Genomic DNA, 15,516 nt, shown 5'->3' with positions numbered 1-15,516 from the left:
TTTTAAACCATCCTAATCTTTCTTCAGTCTTGTCTTATGGTACTTTGGCTGCTTAAAAACTGTCCGGAGTATTGATATACGGTAAATTTACTAGAGTTTTTGCTCCCAAATAACTAGATATTTGGAAAATCTCAGTAATTATATTAAATACCCCGACTTCTTAAATAAGTTGGGGATTTGGGTATTATGTTTTTTTATTAAATAGTTCGCGATCGCACTCCCACTCATCGAAACCGGGTTTTAACTTCGCTCAACCAGCATATTTTTTACTGAATCTGCAGGCTGTCATGCGTCTTTTGGTAAAAAAAACCAAGGTGATGCGCCCTTATGCTAAGTCTTATTAAATTCGCCACAAATTAGATTTAAAACTCAAAACTCTCGCTCGCTAAATGCCAGTTTTTCTGATGCAACCGATCGCAAATTTGCACTTTCTCAACGGCAAAATATTGCTTAAATTCAGGTTTATCTATGCCGCTGCGCCACATTACCAGAGCATCTTCTCCGGTGTCTTTGTAGTATTTTTTCCGGCGTCCTGCCTCTTTAAAACCAAATTTATTGTACAGAGACACTGCGGCTAAATTAGAGCCCCGCACTTCTAAAGTGGCCCGTTCTAATTGTCTGTAGTGAGCCTTTGTTAGTAAAGCCCAAAGCAGAGCTTGTCCTAAACCCTGACCTTGAAAGCGAGGATGAATTGCCAAAATTGTAATATGAGCTTCTTCTAAAATTGCCCACAGGCAACCCAAACCGATCAGGGTTGGGGTAAGTTTTGAGGTGGGAGTTGCTGGCGAGGAATTCTCAACACTTAGCGGTTTTGATTTGAGAATGCTGTTGGGATCGATCGACTCGAGTTCGCTGTCGAATCCTTCTGATGCGCTGACCTCGGTTTCCGAGGCCCACAAACCCAGTAAATCGCTGTTAGGACTGCCTAACTCGCGTCCATAGCCTTCTAAAGTCCAAAGTCCGCCAAAACAGAGCCGATCGAGTTCGACTGCACTGTTGAGGTCTTCGGCGGTGAGATGTTTAATTTGTAGAAAACGCACGGCTGTAAATTGTACACTGGAAAACACAGTAGCGATTAGCTGTTTGTTGCTAGTTTTGAGTCATGACTCACAAGTCTCCAGACATTAGTCTACTGCCAACGACCAATGACTGCCGACTGCTGACTGCCGACTGCTGACTGCTGATTAATGACTGCTGACTAATAACCTAGGATAGTTATTGCGCGATGGTATTAACTCAATCTTTCGGGGTCGAATCGGGACTTAAGTATCTCTCTGAGTCTCAACAAGCCCTGCAAAATCGATCGCCCAATCAAGAACTGTTACCGCTGACAGCCAGTGTTAACAGCAGCGATCGGTTGGAAATCGGAGGCTGCGAGGTGACAGCTTTGGTGGAGCAATTTGGCTCGCCGTTGTACATTTTAGACGAAGAAACGCTGCGGGCGGCTTGTACCCAGTACCGGGATGCTTTTAAGCGTTACTATCCGGGCGAATCTCAAGTGCTCTATGCTTCTAAAGCTTGGAGTTGTTTGGCAGTTTGCGCGATCGCAGCTTCGGAAGGTTTAGGGATAGATGTCGTATCCGCCGGAGAAATTCACACTGCACTGCAAGCCGGCGTCAGTCCCGACAAAATCTACTTCCACGGTAACAACAAGTCCCGCGAGGAGCTGCAGCTAGCTGTCGAAAACGGCTGCATTACCGTAGCCGACAATTGGCGGGATTTAGAAACTCTAGCAGAGTTGGGAGAATTGGGTGTCAGCAGCCTCACAGGTGGGCCAACACGAGTTATGGTGCGGTTTACTCCTGGAATTGAGTGTCACACCCACGAGTACATTCAGACGGGTCAAATCGATAGTAAATTTGGCTTCGATCCCAACTCGCTCGATCGAGTATTTAAATTCATCAGCCAACAGCCGTCGTTATTTTGCGTGGGAGTGCACGCTCACATCGGCTCTCAAATTTTTGAACTGCAACCCCATGACGATTTAGCTGAAGTCATAATTCAGGCATTGACTAAAGCACAGAGTTATGGTTTGCCAGCAACAGAAATTAATATTGGCGGTGGGTTGGGCATTCGCTATACTGAAGCGGACGATCCTCCTAGCATTGAAGATTGGGCTCGTACAATTTGCTCCGCAGTAGTAGCAGCTTGCGAGCGGCAGCAATTGCCCTTGCCTAAATTGCTTTGCGAACCGGGTCGATCGCTCGTCGGTACAGCTTGCGTTACAGCTTACACCGTTGGCTCTAAAAAAGTCATTCCGGAAATGCGGACGTATCTAGCTGTTGATGGCGGGATGTCGGACAATCCGCGTCCTATTACCTATCAATCACTTTATCGAGTCCTCGCAGCCGGCAAAATGCGTGATCCCTTAACGGAAACAGTGACAATTGCTGGGAAACACTGCGAATCAGGCGATGTTTTGATTAAAGATGCCAAATTGCCAGAGTGTCAGGCAGGAGATGTCCTCGCCGTTCCGGCCACAGGGGCATACAATTACAGTATGGCTTCTAACTACAACCGAGTACCCCGACCGGCAGCGGTTTTAGTGAGAAATGGGGAAGTTAACACGATTATACAGCGGGAAACTTACCAGGATTTGCTGAGGCTTGACCGCCTTCCTGAACGACTCGGATCTCAAAAGTAAAAACTTAGAAGTTAAAAGTTAAAAGTTAAAAGAAAGACAATCCATGTTTACTTAGTGAGGATTGCCTTTTCTCTTTTAACTTTTGCCTTGTTCAGTCACGCGATTGGATTGACACTCCCCAGTCTAAAAACACGGGGATTTTCAGCATATTCCTTATAACAACTGTTCATGGTTCATGGGTTCGAGTGCATCACGGTTCGCGGTTCACAGGCGGTAGCGTTCGATGAACCATGAACAATCAACAATCTGGCTTTGACTTGGCCCTGGTTCAGTCCTTATTGATTCAAGGGATCGATATTGGACTGGTTTTTGCCCTTGCGTATTTGGTGCTCGTCATTGTTGGCGAGCGCAGAACGCTGTGGATGGTACGGGGATTTATTATTTTGATGCTGGCGGCGGCGGTGAGCAACTGGGCTGGATTGAGGCTGTTGCACGTTGCCCTCAACAGCTTGGTGACGGGTTCTGCTGTGGCAATGGCGGTAATATTGCAGTCGGAGTTTCGCCGATTTCTGGAACAATTGGGTCGGGGGGAATTTCGGCAATTGTTTGGACGCGATCGCCGACCAAAACCCGAACCGGACAGCGTAATAGATGAAATTGTGGACGCAGTAAAAGAACTTTCGCAAAACCGTACGGGCGCTTTACTAATTATAGAAACAGATTCTCCGATCGATGATCGAGATTTTTCGGTGCCGGGACTAAAGCTAAATGCTGAAGTTTCTAAAGAATTGTTGCAGACAATCTTTCAGCCGCAAACTTTGCTGCATGACGGAGCTGTTTTGATTCGAGGTTCGCGGATCGTGTCGGCGGGGGTAATTTTGCCTTTGTCCGATCGCACTGCGTCGCGACAGTTGGGAACCCGCCATCGGGCGGCAATGGGGATTACGGAAAGGGTGCAAGCTTGCGTGTGCGTGGTGGTGTCGGAGGAAACGGGTTCTATTTCTTTAGCCCAGATGGGACTTTTAAATCGACCTTTGACTAGCAGCAAACTTAAGGAATTGCTGGAAGCAAAGCTGTTTCCGTCCGAGGGAGAAAGAGCTGTGGCTCCAATTCCGATCGGCAATCTCGGACGCCAGATAGGATTGAAGGGAGTGACGCTGTTAAAACGGATACTGCGCCGTTAGTCGGGTAATCGGGAGAAACCATGAGTCAAGGAATTTGCTTGGAAAAGTTGCCGGAGGATCTGCAACAGGAACTACTGCCTAAGCACATAGCAGTGATTATGGACGGGAACGGGCGCTGGGCTAAGAAGAAGGGGTTGCCGCGGATTGCGGGACACCGCCGAGGAGCTAGCACTCTGAAGGAACTGCTGCGCTGCTGCAAAGATTGGGGGATTCCAGCTTTAACGGCCTATGCTTTTTCGACTGAGAATTGGGGGCGGCCGGCCGGCGAGGTGGATTTTTTAATGAGTTTGTTTGAGGGTAAGCTGCGGCAAGAATTGCGGGAGATGGTGGACGAGGACGTGCAAATTCAATTTATGGGGAATTTGCAGGCTTTGCCGAAGTCTTTGCAGGCGGAAATCGAGCGTTCTGTGACGGCAACTCAGCACAATCAGGGGATTTTGTTTACGGTGGCAACGAATTACGGGGGGCGTCAGGAGATTGTACAAGCTTGTCGGGCGATCGCCACTCAGGTGAAAGAGGGCAAGTTGCAGCCGGAGGAAATTGATGAGGTTTTATTTAAACGCTATTTGTATACTGCTGATGTTTGTGACCCGGATTTGCTGATCCGGACGAGTGGGGAAATGCGGTTGAGCAATTTTCTACTATGGCAAATGGCTTATTCGGAAATTTACATTACTGAGACGCTGTGGCCGGATTTTGATCGATCGGAGTTTCACCGCGCTTTGTCTGATTATCAGCAGCGCAGTCGCCGATTTGGCAAAGTCTAACGATTTTGGATTTGAGATTTTGGATTTTTTGGTTGATTTTTCAGTTTCCAAGTAGGTCATCTCCTGCTCAACATAACGATTTTAGATTTTAGATTGGAGGACAAATCTAAAATCTAAAATCTAAAATCTAAAATCAAATTACGGGCCGGAGAAAACGGCCGCTTCAATGTCCTGACGTGAGAGGGAGTATTTGAATGCTCGCTGAATGTCTTGGCCGTCGGTTCCAGCATCGATGTAGCGGACGGTGAGTTGGTCAATATCGAGGGAGAGTTCTGCTTTCCATGTAAGCTGCTCGATCTGCCAGCAGTGGAGTTCTCGCCGATCTTGCTGGCAGCCGCGGCTTTTTAGCCACTGCTCGATTTCCGGAAGTGGATGGTTGTACAATGGAGTGTCAGCGGAAGGAAGAGTCATGGGATTTTAGATTTTAGATTTTAGATTGGGGATTTTAGACTTGGGATGTGAGATGTGGGATTTCGGATTGGAGAGTGGGGATTTGAGGCTTTAATTGCCGCGAATTAAGCCGATCGCGATCGCCAGTACCAAACATCCGATTAAGCTAGCTCCCATGATCAACAGGGCGAACATTTCTCCGGGGGAAAGAGGTCGATCCGTGGGATCTAGGTAAGCGGAGTTGGAAGTTTTTTTGCCCGATCCCGAAACAGGAGTATGGAAGCCTGGGGGTGGCGCAATCACGTTCAGTCGAGAATAGCCTATTTTCAGGTCGTAGGCGAGGCGACGTTCTGGGTTGCTGAGGGTGGCGTAGGCGTTGTTGAGCTGCTGAAATTTGGCGGTGGCGACTGCGGGCGGCAAATCGGTGGTATCGGGATGGTAGAGTTTGCTCAGTTCCCGGTAGGATCGCCTAATTTCGATCGCTGAGGCTGAAGGATGCAGCCCTAACAAGCCGTAGTAACTAGAACCCAAGGGGGTTTTGCCGGGTATTTTCTGACTTTTGCTGTTTGCCGTTCCCTCGTTAGGAGTCACCTCAGCGCCTCTGGGCTTGTTGTGAATAGTTTTTGATTATTTTAGAGCAGATTTGAGGGTAGCGCCACTGTCTGCGATGTCGAGGGGTTGAGGGTGGGCGATCGGCTCAACCTACGATCGCCCACTTTAAACTATGAATTGGTCGAGCGCAAATTCTGCACATCCTCAACGCTAAGCCCGGTAACTAGGCTAATCGTGGCATTATCTAGCTGTGAGAGTAATTGTCGGGCGATCGCCAACTTCTCTTCTCGCTTTCCTTGTTCTAGACCTTGTTCTATGCCTTGTTCTATGCCTTGTTCTATGCCTTCCTGAACAGCCTTAATAATTGCTCCTTGTTGGTCATAAATAAACTGTTCTCTTCTGTCCAAATCTTCCACTTCCTCCCGGCTTAACTTGGCTTGATTGGCAATATTAAAAGCTTCATGTATTTCTGGTATGCTATCCATTGTTTCGGGAACTGATGTCAGACTTCTGGCATTTTTCATGAAATAAATCCATTTGTCTGCTAAACTTTCAAGTTCCTCCTGTCCTTTGATAAACTTTGGCAACTCTACAAACACTAAATCTAGATCGTTTTCGGGATAAGTAAAGTTTTTCTTTACTTCTTTAAACACAAATCTCGAAATCCATTCTGCGCTGTTAGGAAACATTTCAAAATCAGTAATTGTCAAAGCAATCACTGGCTTCAGCAATCGATATCCTTGTGCCGCTTCCAATTGAAAAGCATAAGTCTTTGCTGCATTGTACAAAACTCGCTTGCCAAAAGATTGGACGTTGAGCACCTGCATTTCAATAATTACTAAAGTGCCGTCGCTTAGTTTGGCTTTCACATCCAGATAACTATCTTTTAATCCTTCAAGTTTGGGTGGTAGATTTGGGTTGATAATTTCTAAGTCTTGGATGGTGGAATTGCCTTCATAAATTAAGGCGTTGAGAAAGCTAATTAGAATATCTTTGCTTTCTGAGGAACCGAAGATTTTTTTGAAGGCGTAATCGGTTTTCGGGTTGATAAATATCATGGTTGTCAGAGGGGTGCTTTTCGACTATTAGTTTGGTGAGGAAGCAACCGGAATCTAACTCACTCAGACTGCTGATTTTGTTTCAGGCAAAGGCTTGACATCTTCTGGTAAATGTGCGTGAGCCATAGCCAGCACAGGCTTCTCGATACTGTGTTCGCCGTCGGTGGGAAGTTGGCAAGAAATCAGTTCTGTGACGATGCGATCGCCCAGAACATCTTCCCAATCCTGCAACTGTTCTCTGGCTTTGATCGGTGTATTGAGAGCTACGTCTACGCCCATTTGCTGAAGGTTGAGGCTGTGGGCTGTCGATCGACGGTTGACCCACTCCACCAGCCAAACGCTCAATCCGACTGCTGCCATCAAAGGCAAGACAATCCGATAATCGCGGGTTAATTCAAACATCAATAGGATGGCTGTCAGCGGTGCTCTGGCGCTGCCGGCGAGGACGGCGGCCATTCCCACCATTGCGTAGGCGGGAGGGCCCGCGACTCGATCGCTCATTGCCGGCAGCATTTCCAAAAAGAGGCCGTAAGCCGAACCCAGGGAAGCTCCCAAAAACATCGCCGGAGCGAAGATGCCGCCCACTAAACCGCTGCCGAGGCTGATTGCTGTCATTGCCAGTTTGACAAACAGCAGCAGCAGCAGCAAAGGCAAGGAAAATTTAACATCTTGAAGCATTGCTTGGACTGTTTCGTAGCCGACACCCAAAATTTGAGGCAATTGCAGGGCTACTAAGCCGACGCAGGCCCCGCCGATGATCGGGTGCAGCGGCCGGGGCAGTCGTCCGAGCCAAGCAAATCCTCGGATTTTTCCTTGAAAACAGCGCTCGGCCAATTGAATAGCTTCTGTGTAGACTAGAGACACTCCGCTCGCCAAAAGTCCCAATCCCATGTACAGAGGTAGTTCTAAGGGGCTGCGAACATCGTAAACCGGCAAAGCAAAGGCCGGCTGAGCTCCCAAGCAGATTTGAGCTATCAGCGCGGAAACTACGGCGGAGAGCAAGACAACGCTGACTGAGGAAGTGGCGAAGGTGCTGCCGAGCACGACTTCTAAAGCAAAGAAGACTCCGGCGATGGGAGAGTTAAACCCGGCAGATAAACCTGCAGCAGCTCCGGCGCCGAGGAGCAAGCGCTGCCGTTCTGGGGAGAGCTGCAAGACTTGAGCCAGCAGCATTCCGAAGTTGGCGCCGATTTCGACGCTGGGGGCTTCCGGGCCCAGGGAGGCGCCGGTGCCGAGGGAAACGGAGGCTGCCACCATTTTGGTGATGGGTTTGAGGGGGGAGAGTTCTTGCAGGCCGCGGGTGGCTGCAATTAAGGAAGACATATTCGGGCCAAAATCCCGAAACCGCCAACGCATCAGCCCGATGACGACTCCGCCGATGGTGGGAATGCAGGCTAGCGTCCAAGAGCCTTTCGAGGCGATCGCACCCATGAAGTCTTCCAGCATCAGGCTGTGGATGAAGTGGATGAGGTAGTGAAACGTGACGACGCCTGCACCCGTAACTCCCCCTATGACTAGGGAGAGGATGAGCAGGAGCGTTTCTGGGCTGGGGTGCAGGCGGTTGAATAGCGGGCTTAGGCGGGAGGCTTGGGGAGTTGCTGCGGTTGGGCCGGGTGGCGGCAGATCCACAGGATGGGTGGCTCTCATTTAGCGGTTAATTCTTCGGTGAGAAGTTATATAAATATTACAATTTATTTCTTATTTTCATTTTGAGTGATTTTACGGGAATTGACAAGTTAATTAAGGCGTATTTTAGGGCGTATTTTTTGGGCTGGTGGCTGGGGTGGAATGATTGATTCTGAGGATAGGCGGATTTGCCGTGATTGTATGCTCAGTTACATTCAAATTTAGATATACTTTCACAATAATGCTAATTAACTATATTTACTACAGTGTTGGGGCTTAGGGCGATCGCCTGAGTGAACTCGCAATATCATATAACTCAGGGAAACACAACATTCCGATTTAAAAATTGGTGATTTGAGACTTTACCTTAAAACCACTAATTTCAAACCACAAATCTTAAATCTAAAATTCCTCGATCGCGCATAATATCACATCGGTTGTTCAGTGGGCGGGATTCTGGGTCTGGGTTTGGCGATCGACATTAGCGGATCGCCGATGGTGGCGACTTTCCAGGGAGGGGATTCTAGCTGGCGTGCTGCGATTAAAAAGGGTGATCCTCGCTTTAGGCGATCGACCATTAATTTAGGCGGAATAAATGCAGATAAAAAAGGTTCGTTGACGCTGCCAATATATGCGTAAGCACCATTTTCTAGCCACCTTCCGGCAACGGTATTTGTGTCATCTGGCGCTGCTGCTGACCAACTGTGAATCATGTGGATTGCTGCGGGAAATTGAAGTTTGGGTATGTCCTCAACTGAAGCGTCGCCGTTGCCGACTTGGAATGATTTTGGATAGCCTTTGGAATTCATTAATATTAAGTCAAATGTCCACGGTTTTGAGGCTAAACTCCGCCACTTTTCCAAGCTAGATTCTGGTTGCTGCACTACTTCGACATTCAAACCTATGGTTTTTAGTCCGCTAGCTGCTTCCTCCATTTCATATTTTCCCCAATTTCCTTCCTTGGGGTAACTGTCATAAAGCATGGCGGTTTCGGTATCCAGAAATAAGGCGCACATGGCTTGATAGATCGATCGCACTTCCGAGCCGTAAATCCAGCCCACAGCCGCCCAGCGTTCGCCGTTGGGGTGTCGTCCCAAACCGTCGGTAACGGCTAGTTGTTCGTCGGGTTTTTCAGGAGATTGATATTTGACTGCTAGTTGGCGTACAATAGTGATTGTGTCGATCGGGTCTGCGAGTTGAGAGTAAAAATATCCGGTTGATTCGACAGCTTTTTTAATTTCGGTTTGCAGATTTTTCCACTGTGTGTTATTGAGGGTATCGTTTGCTTTTCCGAAGTTGCCTTCTAGAAATACTAAAGGTTGGCCGTGAGCGGCTGCTAAGGCAACTGCAGCAGAACGTGCGGCGTCGTTTTCTGATGTGATTACTACTCCTGGGGGTTCCCAGCCGAGTTGCTTCCATTGTGCTTTTAAGGTTGGAGTATCGGTGGCATTCCAGGCTGCTGCTGCTGCATTCAGCATTAGTTGTTGGAGTTTTTGATTTTTTGGCAGTTGCTGTTTGATGCTTGGCAAACGGACTATTTCTTCGGGTTGAAAGCGCTGCACAAACATGGGCGCATATTTTTTGTCTTCGATGAGAATAGGCCAGTTTCCTTTGAGATTCCATTTTTGGATTGCTGCTAAGAAGGTGGCTTCGTCTGGTACTAAAACTACGCGGTTGACTGTTGGTATGTTGTCACGGAGGATGGCTGCTCGGAGGCCTGTTTGAATTGGCCAGGGTTCTTGTTTGGCTGAGGCGGGAAGTTGAAAGGGTTTTGTGAAAAGGCGATTGCATCCGACACCGATTATTGCTAAGCTTACAATAAGTGCGATCGTCAGGAATTTAAATTTTAACTGTTTTTTCATAAGGTAAGGGGAAGGGGAAGGGCAGGGAAGCAAAACACTGGATTATAAATATGAGCAATTCTGTAAATATTTTTAGGGGCTGCGAGCGGATTTTCCGAGAAGTACAACAGAGAAAACTTGTAAGTGCAATCAAATTGACCACTTTTACCATTATCGCCTTAACAGGTACAGGTTTGATAATTTTGGCAGCCAACCTTGTCTCAGTCAAGCATCGAGTCCGACACTTGCTTATAACCCGAGAATGTGGGGATTGCAATCTCTCAGGGGCTAATTTGAGTGCTGTTTTTCTCGAAGGCGTTAATTTAGAAAATGCTAACCTCAAAGATGCCAATTTGTGGAGTGCCAATTTGGTCAATGCTAATTTGAACAAAGCAAATTTGCGCGGGGCCTACCTGATAAGCAGCAATTTGGCTGGGGCAAATTTGGAGGGCAGCAATCTAGAAAATGCCTTTCTAGAGGATGCTTATTTGGGAGCTAATAACTTGAAAAATGCCAATTTAAAAGGTGCTTTCATGAAAGGGACTTTTCTGGTCAATGCTAACTTGGAGGGCGCGAATTTGGAGGGGGCAAATCTCTGGATGGCAAACCTGGAAGAGGCTAATTTAAAGGGTGCTAATTTGAGGAATGCTTTGCTGCTTAGTACCAATTTGGCAGGAGCTAATTTAAAGGGGGCAATTATGCCTGATGGGACAAAGCATGAATAATTTTCGGGTTGATTCCTGTTAATAGATGCCGGGAATTATTTTTTTTACTCGCTGGCGGTAATCTGAATAGTCGGGATATTTTTTGGTTAACCAGGTTTCTTCTCGGTTGGCTTTGATCTCGAAAAGTATTATTAATAGTGCGCTGGCTATTAAGTGGGATATGCTCATTTGAAAAAGTGTCCAGCCCTGGGCTGCTAAAATTAAGCCGCTGTATAATGGATGCCGCACTATTCCGTAAATGCCTGTTTGGACTAATTCTCCGTTTTCTATGGGATACGGTAAAGGTGTGAGATTTTTTCCTAAGTCTATCAATGCTTTGATGATGAAAATTAATCCGGTTAAGCCGAGAATACTGGCTATAAACCAGATAATATAAAGTAAGTTGGTTGATTGAATTTTTAATCCTGGCAGTTGATAAACTGGTAAGATTACAAATGCTGTGAGCAATCCTCCTTGAAGCAAAACTAAATATTCGCCGCGGCGGTTATTGCGCCAGCCTTCGCGCGTGAAACCCCAATCAGTTAAGATTTTCATAGTAAGACAAAGGAAGAGGGAAGAGGGAAGAGGGAAACGAACTTTAGGTTGGGTATAACTTGGGTTTCGTTCTACCCAACCTACAGGATATTTACAGTCAACAGTCAACAGTCAACAGTGAACTATCAACAATTAACAAATTTATTCTAGCCAGGGACGAGTCATTAGTTCTAGTTGGTTGACTTCATCTTGGCTTAAACTCCAGCCTAATGCGCCTGCATTTTCTTGGGCTTGTTTTGCGGTTTTGGCACCGGGAATGGGGATGACTTTGTTTTGAGCTATTAACCAGTTTAAGGCAACTTGGGCGGGAGTTCGATCGCGCTTTCTGCCCATTTTTCGCAGTGTGGACATGACTAATTCGATTTTCTCGATGCCTGTTTTACTGAAGCGGGAGTCCATTTTGCGGGCTCCTGTAGGTTGTTCTTGGGCTGTGTATTTTCCGGTAAGCAATCCTTGGGCTAAGGGGCTGTACGCTAAAATTGTTACTCCCAATTCGCGGGCTGCACTCACAATCCCTTGTTTTTCTACTTGCCGCGACAGCAATGAGTAGCGGACTTGATTGGTTGCTAGGGGAACGCCTCTGGCTGCTAGTATTTTGTGGGCTTGGCGCATCTGTTCTACTGAATAGTTGCTGACTCCTACTGCTTGAATTCTGCCTTGTTTTACTTCATCGGCTAAGGCGTTCATTAGGGTTTCTTGACTCAGCAAAAAAGTGAAGGGCCAGTGCACTTGGTAGAGGGTTATTTGTTCTATTTGCAAGCGTTTTAAGCTGGCACTCAAAGCGTCGGAAACTGATTTTCCTGTAATCCGCCAAGGTACGGGGCCGAATTTTGTGGCTATGTGCACGGGTTGGGTGGTTTTTTTGAGAAACTGCCCCAGTAATTCTTCTGACAAGCCGTTACCGTAGACTTCGGCTGTGTCGAAAAAGTTGACTCCCGCGTCTAGGGATGTTTTGAATGCTGCTTCTACTTCGGCGGCGCCGTAGTTGCTGCCGTAGTTCCAAAATATTTTGTCGCCCCAAGCCCAAGTTCCGACGCACAGGGGTATGACGGGTGGGCCATTTTGTCCTAGGGTAATGGTTGTCACGGTTGGTAAATCCACAATTCTTTATTGTCTATTATTTTTATATAAATAATCGCGATCGAGCTTCTAGCCACGGGAGGAAACGCGGCTGGTGGCGGGTATCTCAGTTACTATAAATGAGTCATGCTGTGTTTATTTGAATAGTTATGTCGATCGACCCTTTGCCAGATTCTAGATTAACAGATTCCGCGACTGCTGCTATCAAAAGAGTTTCCCTCCTGACTATGTTCCGGTTGGGTTTGTTTCAGATGGGATTGGGCATGATGTCGATTTTGACGCTGGGGGTGCTCAATCGCGTGATGATTAAAGAGTTGGCGATTCCGGCTACTGTGGTGGCGGCTACGCTGGCGATGCACCAGTTTGTTGCGCCGGCTAGGGTGTGGTTTGGGCAAATGTCTGATGCTAAGCCTTTGTTTGGTCATCACCGCACGGGTTATGTATGGGTAGGAAGCGTTTTGTTTGTGATTTCTGCTTTTTTGGCGGTACAGGTGATGTGGCGCTTGGGCGGCAGTTTGGAAGCTGTAGGGTGGACTACTCCTACTTACGGTTGGGTGGGTTTGTTGGGTTTGATTTTTGCGCTTTACGGTATTGCTATTTGTTCGAGTTCGACTCCTTTTGCTGCTTTGTTGGTGGATGTTTCGGATGAGGAAGATCGATCAAAGTTGGTGGGGGTGGTGTGGTCGATGCTGATGGTTGGTATTATTATCGGGGCGATTGTTAGCAGCGGTTTGTTGAAGCAAATTGATGGGGATGTGCCGCGGGAAGTGTTGCAGGCTTCGATTAACGGTTTGTTTGTGAAGGTGCCGGCGCTTGTTTTGCTGTTGGTGGGGATTGCGACTTTTGGGGTTGAGAAAAAGTATTCGCGGTACAAAGTGCGATCGTCGGCAGTGAATCGAGAAGATAAAATTACTCTGGGAAGTGCGCTGCGGATTTTGACTGCTAGCCGCCAAACCGGTTTATTTTTTACTTTCCTGCTGATTATGACAATTTGCTTGTTTATGCAGGATGCGGTTTTGGAACCTTACGGCGGGGAAATTTTTAAGATGTCGATTTCGCAAACTACGCAGTTGAATGCTATTTATGGTACTGGTACTCTGATCGGTTTGGCTACAACTGGTTTTTTTATTGTACCGCGCATCGGCAAGCAAAATACGATTAGATTAGGTTGTTTGTCTGTGGCGGCTTGTTTTGTTTTAATTATTTTATCTGGATTTACGGGAAATCCAATTGTGTTTAAGTCAGCTTTAATGTTGTTTGGGTTAGCTTCGGGTATTACGACGACGGGTGCGCTGAGTTTGATGTTGGATTTGACTGCTGCAGAAACGGCGGGGACTTTTATTGGTGCTTGGGGTTTGTCGCAGGCGATGGCGCGTGGTGTGGCGACGGTTAGCGGCGGTGCTATTTTGGATTTGGGCAGGAGTTTGTTTGGGGTGCCGATGTTGGCTTATGGGTTGGTGTTTGCTGTGCCTGCGGTGGGTATGATTCTGGCTGTTTGGCTGTTGGGTAGGGTGGATGTTGGGGAGTTTCAGGATAATGCTAAAAGTGCGATCGCCACTATTCTTGAAAATGATTTAGACTAAGGTTTGTAGTGAGAACTTTAGTCCTCATTCTCTTCTCGATCAAAGACTTCAGTCCTTAATACAAAAAAACTGCAAATGAAGGATTTTTGGGATTCAATTTTAAGTTTTTCTCAGACTACGGTCAAGAGAGTCGGCCAGCAGTTTTTGAAAGATTTCGGTTCTGCACAAGCAGATGAGAAGGATGATGGGAGTTTGGTTACGCAGTCTGACAATTGGGCGGATGCGGAGATTAGAAGTGCGATCGCATCTACTTTTCCCAGTCACGGAATTTTGAGCGAGGAAGGAGAACACGTTTTTCCAGATACGGAATGGTGTTGGGTTGTCGATCCTCTGGATGCTACGACTAATTTTGCTCGGGGAATTCCGATTTGGGGGATTTCTTTGGGTTTATTGTATCGCGGAACTCCGGTTTTTGGCTGCGTGCATTTGCCGCCAGTGAATCAATCTTTTCACGGTTTTTATGCAGGGGATTTGGCAGGCGACAATGTATTGGCAAATATGCCTCAAGGTGCTTTTTTGAACAATCGGCAGATTTGTCCGAGTGCTGATAAGATGAGCGGGAATCATATTTTTAATTTGTGTTCCCGGAGTGTGGGAGTCGGGCCTCATCTTCCCAGTAAAATTCGGATGTTGGGCATGGCTAGTTACAATTTTTTGACTGTGGCTTCGGGTGTGGCTATGGGAGGGGTGGAAGCGACTCCGAAAATTTGGGATATTGCGGGGAGTTGGGTAATTGTGAAAGCTGCGGGTGCGGTTTGGCTGCCACTGGAATCCCAGGCGATTTTTCCGCTGGAAGTGGGTAAAAATTACGGCAGAGTTTCTTATCCGACTTTGGTGGTGAACCGGCAGGAGTTGGTGTCGGTGTTTTTGCCATTTGTGGAGGCTTGGAAGAAGAAAAAAATGGGGTAATTTACGCGCGAGCGAAGCTATCCCGTAGGGAATCGAGCAATTATTAAATAAAACTGCAGGGCAGGCGTGACGGAGGAGTCTCCCACGCCTGCCGTGCTGTTTGGAAGAAATATACCGACCGATGACCGATGGTTTAAGTATGCCTACTCTTGTCTATTTCTGCCAATCTGCGATCGGGTGGTTTTGTTTTACGTCGATCGGGTGATGCGGTGCTGGTACAAGTTGTGGTAATTTTTCAACTAGCTATTATATCTCGGAAATAAAATTATACCTGTTTTCCAGTAGAAGCACAATGGAAAATACATAGTCCTGGACGCAAAAAACCCGGTTTCTCCGAAAAATCGTGCATTTCTCGCCGCTCGATATTAACGCAGAAACCGGGTTTTTGACCCCGCGTGCGTCTAGGACTATACACTTACTGCGGTGTTGGAAAAAGTAGATGAGTGGTATATTGGCTAGGTCGAAGAGTTATCCAGTGCGATCGTACAATAAAAAACCTCGGAAGAAACTAGGAAAAGTCTGCGGTGCGCGATCGCACTAATCTCGATAGCACAATTCTCGCATCCGAGTTGCTGACAGCGGCAGTCCCAATTCTACCAGCGTTTGTAAATAGGGCTTGCTGAAAAAGTGAGAAAACAGCATTTAGAAAGATGAGTGAATTCGAGTTCTCCTCGGCAATATAA

At 47.1% G+C, this 15,516-nt stretch carries 14 protein-coding genes; 6 read left to right on the top strand and 8 right to left on the bottom strand.

Features of this window, described 5'->3' with window-relative positions:
* Nucleotides 1-362: 362 nt before the first annotated feature.
* Nucleotides 363-1,040: a ribosomal protein S18-alanine N-acetyltransferase gene (gene rimI / locus QUA70_RS26175; RefSeq protein WP_333350746.1), complete on the bottom strand. Its 678-nt coding sequence runs from the start codon at nt 1,038-1,040 to the stop codon at nt 363-365.
* Nucleotides 1,041-1,225: 185 nt separating this feature from the next.
* Between rimI and lysA the strand changes: the two genes are divergently transcribed.
* The 3 genes from lysA (at nt 1,226) to QUA70_RS26160 (ending at nt 4,535) form a co-directional block, all read left to right on the top strand.
* Nucleotides 1,226-2,644: a diaminopimelate decarboxylase gene (lysA, locus tag QUA70_RS26170; protein WP_333350744.1), complete on the top strand. Its 1,419-nt coding sequence runs from the start codon at nt 1,226-1,228 to the stop codon at nt 2,642-2,644.
* Nucleotides 2,645-2,874: 230 nt separating this feature from the next.
* Nucleotides 2,875-3,768 carry a diadenylate cyclase CdaA gene (gene cdaA, locus QUA70_RS26165; protein WP_333334177.1) on the top strand — a complete coding sequence of 298 codons (894 nt, stop codon included), beginning with the start codon at nt 2,875-2,877 and terminating at the stop codon, nt 3,766-3,768.
* Between the two features lie 20 nt (nt 3,769-3,788).
* Nucleotides 3,789-4,535 (top strand): isoprenyl transferase, encoded by a 747-nt coding sequence (locus QUA70_RS26160; RefSeq protein ID WP_333350743.1) that lies wholly within the window; start codon nt 3,789-3,791, stop codon nt 4,533-4,535.
* Nucleotides 4,536-4,673: 138 nt separating this feature from the next.
* On the opposite strand, the gene QUA70_RS26155 is transcribed toward QUA70_RS26160, so the two are convergent.
* From QUA70_RS26155 to QUA70_RS26135, 5 genes are all read right to left on the bottom strand, one after another.
* Nucleotides 4,674-4,946, bottom strand: coding sequence for a DUF3143 domain-containing protein (locus QUA70_RS26155; protein ID WP_333334181.1), 273 nt, complete (start codon nt 4,944-4,946; stop codon nt 4,674-4,676).
* A 90-nt stretch (nt 4,947-5,036) separates the two neighbouring features.
* The gene (locus QUA70_RS26150; protein ID WP_333334183.1) at nt 5,037-5,516 is read right to left on the bottom strand and encodes a J domain-containing protein; all 480 of its coding nucleotides are present in this window, start codon (nt 5,514-5,516) and stop codon (nt 5,037-5,039) included.
* Nucleotides 5,517-5,647: 131 nt separating this feature from the next.
* Entirely contained in the window at nt 5,648-6,535 is an 888-nt protein-coding gene (locus QUA70_RS26145) for an Rpn family recombination-promoting nuclease/putative transposase (protein WP_333350742.1), read from the bottom strand.
* A gap of 63 nt (nt 6,536-6,598) precedes the next feature.
* Nucleotides 6,599-8,182 carry a chloride channel protein gene (locus QUA70_RS26140; RefSeq protein ID WP_333350740.1) on the bottom strand — a complete coding sequence of 528 codons (1,584 nt, stop codon included), beginning with the start codon at nt 8,180-8,182 and terminating at the stop codon, nt 6,599-6,601.
* A gap of 407 nt (nt 8,183-8,589) precedes the next feature.
* Nucleotides 8,590-10,023, bottom strand: coding sequence for a hypothetical protein (locus tag QUA70_RS26135; protein ID WP_333334189.1), 1,434 nt, complete (start codon nt 10,021-10,023; stop codon nt 8,590-8,592).
* Nucleotides 10,024-10,073: 50 nt separating this feature from the next.
* Here QUA70_RS26135 and QUA70_RS26130 point away from each other — a divergent pair, with 50 nt between their 5' ends.
* Nucleotides 10,074-10,727 carry a pentapeptide repeat-containing protein gene (locus QUA70_RS26130; protein WP_333334191.1) on the top strand — a complete coding sequence of 218 codons (654 nt, stop codon included), beginning with the start codon at nt 10,074-10,076 and terminating at the stop codon, nt 10,725-10,727.
* Between the two features lie 18 nt (nt 10,728-10,745).
* Here the strand turns inward: QUA70_RS26130 and QUA70_RS26125 are convergent, their stop codons facing one another.
* Both QUA70_RS26125 and QUA70_RS26120 read right to left on the bottom strand, forming a co-directional pair.
* A complete protein-coding gene (locus QUA70_RS26125) occupies nt 10,746-11,261 on the bottom strand; it encodes an isoprenylcysteine carboxylmethyltransferase family protein (RefSeq protein ID WP_333334193.1) in 516 nt (171 codons plus the stop codon).
* 141 nt (nt 11,262-11,402) lie between these two features.
* Entirely contained in the window at nt 11,403-12,347 is a 945-nt protein-coding gene (locus tag QUA70_RS26120; protein ID WP_333334194.1) for an aldo/keto reductase, read from the bottom strand.
* Nucleotides 12,348-12,490: 143 nt separating this feature from the next.
* Here QUA70_RS26120 and QUA70_RS26115 point away from each other — a divergent pair, with 143 nt between their 5' ends.
* A complete protein-coding gene (locus tag QUA70_RS26115) occupies nt 12,491-13,924 on the top strand; it encodes a BCD family MFS transporter (protein ID WP_333350738.1) in 1,434 nt (477 codons plus the stop codon).
* Nucleotides 13,925-13,999: 75 nt separating this feature from the next.
* The gene (locus QUA70_RS26110) at nt 14,000-14,833 is read left to right on the top strand and encodes an inositol monophosphatase family protein (protein ID WP_333334198.1); all 834 of its coding nucleotides are present in this window, start codon (nt 14,000-14,002) and stop codon (nt 14,831-14,833) included.
* Nucleotides 14,834-15,516: the final 683 nt, after the last annotated feature.

It is taken from the genome of Microcoleus sp. LAD1_D5 (assembly GCF_036702115.1).
Taxonomy (GTDB): Bacteria; Cyanobacteriota; Cyanobacteriia; order Cyanobacteriales; family Microcoleaceae; genus Microcoleus.
Note: the sequence above shows the minus strand (reverse complement) of the source record. Positions and strands in the feature narration are given on the sequence as shown.

What these genes read in the sequence shown, in the direction of transcription:
- QUA70_RS26155 (WP_333334181.1), bottom strand. Translation starts at nt 4,946, where the DNA reads ATGACTCTTCCTTCCGCTGACACTCCATTGTACAACCATCCACTTCCG.
- QUA70_RS26145 (WP_333350742.1), bottom strand. Translation starts at nt 6,535, where the DNA reads ATGATATTTATCAACCCGAAAACCGATTACGCCTTCAAAAAAATCTTC.
- QUA70_RS26115 (WP_333350738.1), top strand. Translation starts at nt 12,491, where the DNA reads ATGTCGATCGACCCTTTGCCAGATTCTAGATTAACAGATTCCGCGACT.
- QUA70_RS26110 (WP_333334198.1), top strand. Translation starts at nt 14,000, where the DNA reads ATGAAGGATTTTTGGGATTCAATTTTAAGTTTTTCTCAGACTACGGTC.
- QUA70_RS26125 (WP_333334193.1), bottom strand. Translation starts at nt 11,261, where the DNA reads ATGAAAATCTTAACTGATTGGGGTTTCACGCGCGAAGGCTGGCGCAAT.
- QUA70_RS26140 (WP_333350740.1), bottom strand. Translation starts at nt 8,182, where the DNA reads ATGAGAGCCACCCATCCTGTGGATCTGCCGCCACCCGGCCCAACCGCA.
- cdaA (WP_333334177.1), top strand. Translation starts at nt 2,875, where the DNA reads ATGAACAATCAACAATCTGGCTTTGACTTGGCCCTGGTTCAGTCCTTA.
- lysA (WP_333350744.1), top strand. Translation starts at nt 1,226, where the DNA reads ATGGTATTAACTCAATCTTTCGGGGTCGAATCGGGACTTAAGTATCTC.
- QUA70_RS26160 (WP_333350743.1), top strand. Translation starts at nt 3,789, where the DNA reads ATGAGTCAAGGAATTTGCTTGGAAAAGTTGCCGGAGGATCTGCAACAG.
- QUA70_RS26135 (WP_333334189.1), bottom strand. Translation starts at nt 10,023, where the DNA reads ATGAAAAAACAGTTAAAATTTAAATTCCTGACGATCGCACTTATTGTA.
- QUA70_RS26130 (WP_333334191.1), top strand. Translation starts at nt 10,074, where the DNA reads ATGAGCAATTCTGTAAATATTTTTAGGGGCTGCGAGCGGATTTTCCGA.